The sequence below is a fragment of the Actinomycetospora sp. NBRC 106375 genome (assembly GCF_030269665.1).
GTDB lineage: Bacteria > Actinomycetota > Actinomycetes > Mycobacteriales > Pseudonocardiaceae > Actinomycetospora.
This window is the reverse complement of record NZ_BSTS01000051.1, coordinates 1-5,672: the sequence shown is the minus strand read 5'-3', so window position 1 is coordinate 5,672 and position 5,672 is coordinate 1. Positions and strand designations below refer to the sequence as shown.

Below are 5,672 nucleotides of genomic sequence, written 5' to 3'. Positions count from 1 at the left end.
CTCGGCGGACACGTCAACTTCAAGGCACGCCGAAGCGGCCAGATCTAGCGCGAGTCACGTCGAGATCACCGGCACCGAGCCTGCTGGTCCTCCCAGCCGGAGCACCGCAGCGACACTCACAGATCTATGCGTCAGTTCAGGTAGGGGCCGATGCGGTCGGGGTAGGCCAGCGCGAGGGCGCCGAGGGCCTGTTTCCAGCCGAGCACGGTGCTGCCCTCGACGAGCTTGCCGGGGGCGCGGCGTTGGTCGGCGGGTAGGCCGGCTTCCTTGGCTCGGGCGCGGGCCCGCTTGTCCTCGATGTCGCGGATGGCCAGCCAAAGCAGCTTGATCACCGCGTCGTCGGTGGGGAAGTGGCCCCGGTTCTTGATGATCTTGCGGAGTTGGAAGTTCAGCGACTCGATCGCGTTCGTGGTGTAGATGATGCGGCGCAGCTCGGGCGGGAACTCCAGGAACGGGATGAACCGTTCCCACGCGGCCTGCCAGGTCGCGATCGTGGCCGGGTAGCGCCGCCCGAGATCGGAGTCGGCGAACGCGGCGAGCTCGGTCTCGGCGGCCTCGACGGTGGGCGCGGTGTAGATCGGGCGCAGTGCGGCGGCGACGCGCTTGCGGTCGGTGTAGGACACGAACCGCATCGCGGCGCGGATCAGGTGCACCGTGCAGGTCTGCACGGTGGTCTGCGGCCAGGTCGCCTCGACCGCCTCCGGGAAGCCGCGCAGCCCGTCGCAGCACACGATCAGCACGTCGCGGACCCCGCGGTTGCGCAGCTCGGCGCACACCCCGGCCCAGAACTTCGCGCCCTCGCCGGCCTGCACCCAGATCCCGAGCACGTGCTTGACCCCGTCGAGATCCACTCCGACGGCGATGTAGGCCGAGCGGTTGCGGACCTGGTGGCCGTCGCGGACCTTCACCACCAGCGCGTCGAGGTAGATGATCGGGTAGATCTCCTCGAGCGGGCGGGCCTGCCAGGCCTTGACCTCCTCGAGCACCGAATCGGTGATCTTGGAGATTGTGTCGTGGGAGAGCTCGGTGCCGATCGTGCGCTCGAGATGGGCGCTGATGTCGCGCACGGTCATCCCGCCCGCGTACAGCGAGATGATCATGTCGTCGAGGCCGCCGGCGCGGCGCTGACCCTTCGCGACCAGCCGTGGCTCGAACGAGCCGCCGCGGTCGCGGGGCACCGCCAGTCCCACCGGGCCGACCTCGGTCGCGAGGGTCTTCGGGGTGGTGCCGTTGCGGGAGTTCGGGGAGCCCCGCCCGGCCGGGTCGCCCTTCTCGTAGCCCAGGTGCTCGGTCAGCTCGGTGGCCAGGCCGCGTTCGAGCACCGAACGGACCAGCTCGGGCAGGAACCCGCCCTCACCGGTCAGCGTCAGCTCCCCGGCCGCGGCCTGCTCCATCACCGAGTCCAGCAACCCCGCTTCGAGCATGTCGTTGACCGCGACCCGCGCCGGATCGACCTCGTCACCGTCTCGCTCGCCGACCATCGTCATCTGTGCACTCCGTCCTCGTCAGAGACGATCTTGTACACAGGCCATCTGACACGCCCTCATCAAACCGCCACCGGCGCGACCGTCGCGGTCCATCAAGTCAAGGGTGCGCCCTCGTGGCGCCGCCACCGAACTAGACGTCGTCACGCCATCGCCAGCCCGTCCAGGAGGATCCCACGATCGCCCCTAGATGATCAATGACACGGACGTGACGCGCCCCGCGCCGCCGAGCTGGAGCGGTGAGATCGGAGATGTCCCGCGCCCCACCGACGGTGGGCCCAGGCCCCCTACCTGCAGCGTCAACTAATCGGTGAAGTGCTCACCGTCCGCCGGCTCGACGTAAACCTCGACGGCGTCCCGGTGCGCGGCCCGGACGGTCCTCTGCGGGTCCCGGTGGTTGCGATTGTGGACAGCGTGACGTGGGTGGAAGGTAAGGGCCTCGTCCGCCACGATGGCAAGAGCGAGGCCGCCCTCCGCGTCGTGCCGCTCCCCCGCTTTGCCGCTGATCTCCTACGGGAACGCCTGGTGCTTCCCGGAGAGGACAACTGGCTGCTCTTCCCTGCCGTCGGCCGCGACGGGCGGATCACCTATCGCTACCCGTCCTACGTGAGGTTCCCCCGGTAGCCCGGAGTGCTTCCTACCTGGCCGGGACGGGCTCGGGGTGAGCCCGGCTGGTGTGCCAGGTGTGCTCGTACTCGTCGGGGGACTGCCATCCCAGGCGGTCCTGGATGCGTTCGCGGTCGTACCAGCCGTCGATGTAGGTGAACAACTCGTTCTCGGCCTCTTCTCTGGTCCTCCACGTTCGGCGGTAGACGAGTTCGGTCTCGAGGGTGGAGAAGAAGTTCTCCATCAGCCTTGTCGGGTCGATTTCCTGAGCGAAAAAAGCACTCGCCGCCTTCAGGATGTCGTTGGCCCGGCGCAGTTCGCTGACTTCCTTGCGCAGCCGGCGCAGCTCCTCGTTCTCGGCGCTGGTCGGGCGGTCGTCGCGTTCGCCGTCGTCGGCCTCGGCCTGGCGCACCCAGTTGCGCAGCGCCTCGTGATGGACCCCGAGCTGCTCGGCCAGGGCCCGGAACGTGGGCCGCGGGTTGCTCGTGCGGTACAGGCGCACCGCGCAGGCCCGCAGCTCGTAGGGGTACTTCTTCGGCGCTGCCATCGAGACTCCCTTCACGGCCATCCGGCCATGATCGTCGGTCTCCGGGCTACCGGGGGAACCTCACCTTCGCCGGCCTGATCATCGAAACCGGCATCCAGTCCTACCGACTCGCCCACGCCAGCGCCCGACGAGGGGCGGACTCCTGATCTTTCGGACCCTGCCGTGTTTCGCGGTCTCGGACGGCTCCGGCTACCGGCCCGTCAGGGCCTCCTTGCTCGCTTGCACGATGGCGTCGGCGAAGATGTCGGGCGCCTCGACCGGGACGAAGTGACCGACCCCGTCCACGGCCTGCACGGTGATGTGCGCGAAGAACTCTGCGACGCGGTCGGACCAGGCGCGCAGGAACAGGGGGTCGTGCTCGGCCCACAGGAACGTCGTGGGGACCATGATCTTCTCGTCGGGGACCGTCTCGCCCAGGTAGCGCGCCACGACGCTTCCGGCCGCTCGGTAGTACCCGATCGAAGCAACGAACGCGCCGGCGGGGCCGTACACCGACGTCAGGTGCTCGAGCCGGGCGGCGTCCACGATGAAGTCAGGGCCGGACCAGTGCGTCCAGAAGTACTCCAGATAGTCCCGCACAGCGTCCGGTTTCCCGTCGAGGAGCTTCTCGGCCAGGTCGAGATGATGGAACGACTGATACCAGAACTCGCGAAACGGACCGTCGCTGAGGATCCGTGACCCGACGCCTGGAGCCGGCGGCGTGATGACCATGGCGCTGAGCAGGTCGGGCCTGTCCTTCGCGAGCTGCTGACCGACCCTGCTGCCGATGTCGTAACCGCCCAGCACGACCGGGGAGAGCCCCAGCTCTTCGATCAGACCCGCGACACTGCGGGCCTGGGCCACCAGGCCGTAGTAGTCGCCGGGGTCGCGGAGGTGCTTGTCCGAGGCGCCGAAACCGCGCAGGTCCGGCACGACGACGTCGAACTCGTCCCCGAGCCTCTCGGCGACGGATGCCATGTCCGTCCGGTCCCCGGGCCAACCATGAAGCAGGACCACCGGCGGGCGACCAACCGATCCCAGACGGTCGAAGCTCAGGGTGAACCCATCGACCGGGGAGCCCGTCGACATCGAGCACACGCTCCTTCCCACAACGCTTGCCCGCGGCCTGAACCGCGAGCCGACGCACGCTCTCGCGCGCCGAGCGACCCACCATCGACGATCACCTCCCGCGAACTCTAGTGGCTGGACGGACAACAGCCGTCAAGATCAAGCCACTCCCGCACAGCGGCCGGGCTCGTCACCCAGTACCACCAGCACCTCCGCCGCGGGAGCCAACGAGGACTGTCACCCCGGGGCCACCTTCAGTTGACATCGCCACGAGAGCCGCCACGTCCTCCCGCCCGCGTTCGAGGAACACGGCCAGGGGCCACGAGACCAGCCTCGCGCAGCTCGCGGCCGAGGGCCTCGGTGTGCGGAAGCGCACCGCGATTCATGGCATCCCGACATCGGTCGCGCAGTTGCGGCCAACAGCCACTTCGGATGACGTCGGTCCTGCCCGCGCTGGCGGAGACGGACTGCGCGCCGGGCTGCCGACAGCCCGGCGGACAGACGTCACCTTGCTAATGCGCTTCAATCATGTCAGCAGCCTAGTCCATCCCGCGGGCACGCAACTCGCGGAGCAGGTACTCCCGTGGAGGCTGGTTACTGCGATATGGGTTCGGGCACGAACCCGTGTAGAGCCCTCCCCCTGGAGCGCTTGACAGCCCGCCTCCCCGTGCCGTCGACAGGCCGCCCCCCTCGGCGGTTGAAAGCCCTCCTCCTCGGGCCGTCGACAATCCGCCGCCACGCGCCGTCGACCGCCCCCCTGCGCCGTGGAGAGTCCACCTCCTCGCGCTCTCGACAGCCCGCCACCTTGCGCTGTCGATGCACCGCCCCCACGGCCGGTGTGAAGGCCGCCGCCCGAAGCGGTGCTCAACCCGCCGCCCCGACCCGTGTAGCGGTCACGAGGCCACCCGTTGTTGTCACCCATGCAGAACACGCTAGAGCCGGGCACCGACACCCGGCCGAGGATGAAAGGTCCTCATGGCGAGCGGACCGGCGGCCGCGGCGCCACTGCGGGTATCGGCTCAGCCGGTAGGCGGCCAGCCGCCACGTGATAGGCGGCCGGGGCCTCGTGAGAACGCACGACCACACGCTCGGTCACGGACCATCGGGGCGTAGGTAGCGCTTTCCAGCCTCGCCCCCTCCCCCAGTGGAGGACGTCACCCTCGCGGAAGGACACGGCCAGCCAGAGGTCGGTGATGGTGGTCGGCAGCTCCGGGTCCTCGGAGGGGACGAACCCGATGCGGTCGGAGTCACCGACGCCATCCCAGACTGCTATGCCTGGCCCGCTGAGGTGGACCTGCACGGCGAGGTGAGTTTCGGCGCCGCCGCGGTCGAGCTTTCGGATGTTGTCGTTGCGCTTGCTGTCGGACACGAAGTCGGTGGTCCACGGCGCTACGGGTTCGGCAGAGGGGCCTCGAACTCCCCCGCGGGCGAGGGAGAAGCTCAGGTGCGGGCCGGAAGCATGCTGCGGCGCGGGACCGACCCGGCCGTGCTCGACGCCGAGGCAGGCCAACGTGTTCATCGCGCGCCAGATGCCCAGCTCCGGTTCAGCTTGGGTGAACGCGGCGCGAACCTGGTAAGTCATCCGCTCATTCGAGGTGAAGGACTCGAACCCCGCGCCCTCGAGGAGGAGAAGCTGCTTCTCGACGGCAGCGTTTTTGCGGAGCTTCTTGAAGTTGGGCGCAGGCCCGAAGGTGCCGAGCATCCAGCTAATCGCCAAGGTCGGGGCTGCCCAGCCGGCGAACCCGTCGCTCTTGACCGCCGCCGTCTCGTCCTCGTCGACGGCGGTGGTGACCTCGACGTGCGCGAAGGCCCGGTCCGGATAAACGATCTTGAGATCGGGCGTGCCATCAACGGTGTTGTCGTCTAGTGCTGCGTCAGGCAACGTTGGGTAGGTAATCGGGCCTGCGGATCTTGGAGTTGGCGGCGAAGCGGCGTTTCGGGGTGGCGTGGCGGTTGTGCCAGCGGACGTATCCGGCGATCGCTCGCTC

At 68.7% G+C, this 5,672-nt stretch carries 5 protein-coding genes; 1 reads left to right on the top strand and 4 read right to left on the bottom strand.

Going from position 1 to position 5,672, the window contains the following annotated elements:
• Positions 1-131: 131 nt before the first annotated feature.
• Positions 132-1,481, bottom strand: a complete 1,350-nt coding sequence (locus QSK03_RS32695; protein WP_502872249.1) for an IS256 family transposase — start codon at positions 1,479-1,481, stop codon at positions 132-134.
• Positions 1,482-1,799: 318 nt separating this feature from the next.
• Between QSK03_RS32695 and QSK03_RS32690 the strand changes: the two genes are divergently transcribed.
• Positions 1,800-2,108, top strand: coding sequence for a site-specific integrase (locus tag QSK03_RS32690; RefSeq protein WP_285660000.1), 309 nt, complete (start codon positions 1,800-1,802; stop codon positions 2,106-2,108).
• Between the two features lie 13 nt (positions 2,109-2,121).
• On the opposite strand, the gene QSK03_RS32685 is transcribed toward QSK03_RS32690, so the two are convergent.
• The 3 genes from QSK03_RS32685 to QSK03_RS32675 form a co-directional block, all read right to left on the bottom strand.
• Complete coding sequence (locus tag QSK03_RS32685) at positions 2,122-2,637, bottom strand: transposase (protein ID WP_285659999.1); 516 nt, start codon at positions 2,635-2,637, stop codon at positions 2,122-2,124.
• A gap of 189 nt (positions 2,638-2,826) precedes the next feature.
• Positions 2,827-3,705, bottom strand: coding sequence for an alpha/beta fold hydrolase (locus tag QSK03_RS32680; RefSeq protein ID WP_285659998.1), 879 nt, complete (start codon positions 3,703-3,705; stop codon positions 2,827-2,829).
• A 952-nt stretch (positions 3,706-4,657) separates the two neighbouring features.
• Complete coding sequence (locus tag QSK03_RS32675; RefSeq protein WP_285659997.1) at positions 4,658-5,566, bottom strand: hypothetical protein; 909 nt, start codon at positions 5,564-5,566, stop codon at positions 4,658-4,660.
• Positions 5,567-5,672: the final 106 nt, after the last annotated feature.

Bases quoted from the DNA above. Each gene is read 5' to 3' on its own strand.
- QSK03_RS32680 (WP_285659998.1), bottom strand. From the start codon at position 3,705: ATGTCGACGGGCTCCCCGGTCGATGGGTTCACCCTGAGCTTCGACCGT.
- QSK03_RS32695 (WP_502872249.1), bottom strand. From the start codon at position 1,481: ATGGTCGGCGAGCGAGACGGTGACGAGGTCGATCCGGCGCGGGTCGCG.
- QSK03_RS32685 (WP_285659999.1), bottom strand. From the start codon at position 2,637: ATGGCAGCGCCGAAGAAGTACCCCTACGAGCTGCGGGCCTGCGCGGTG.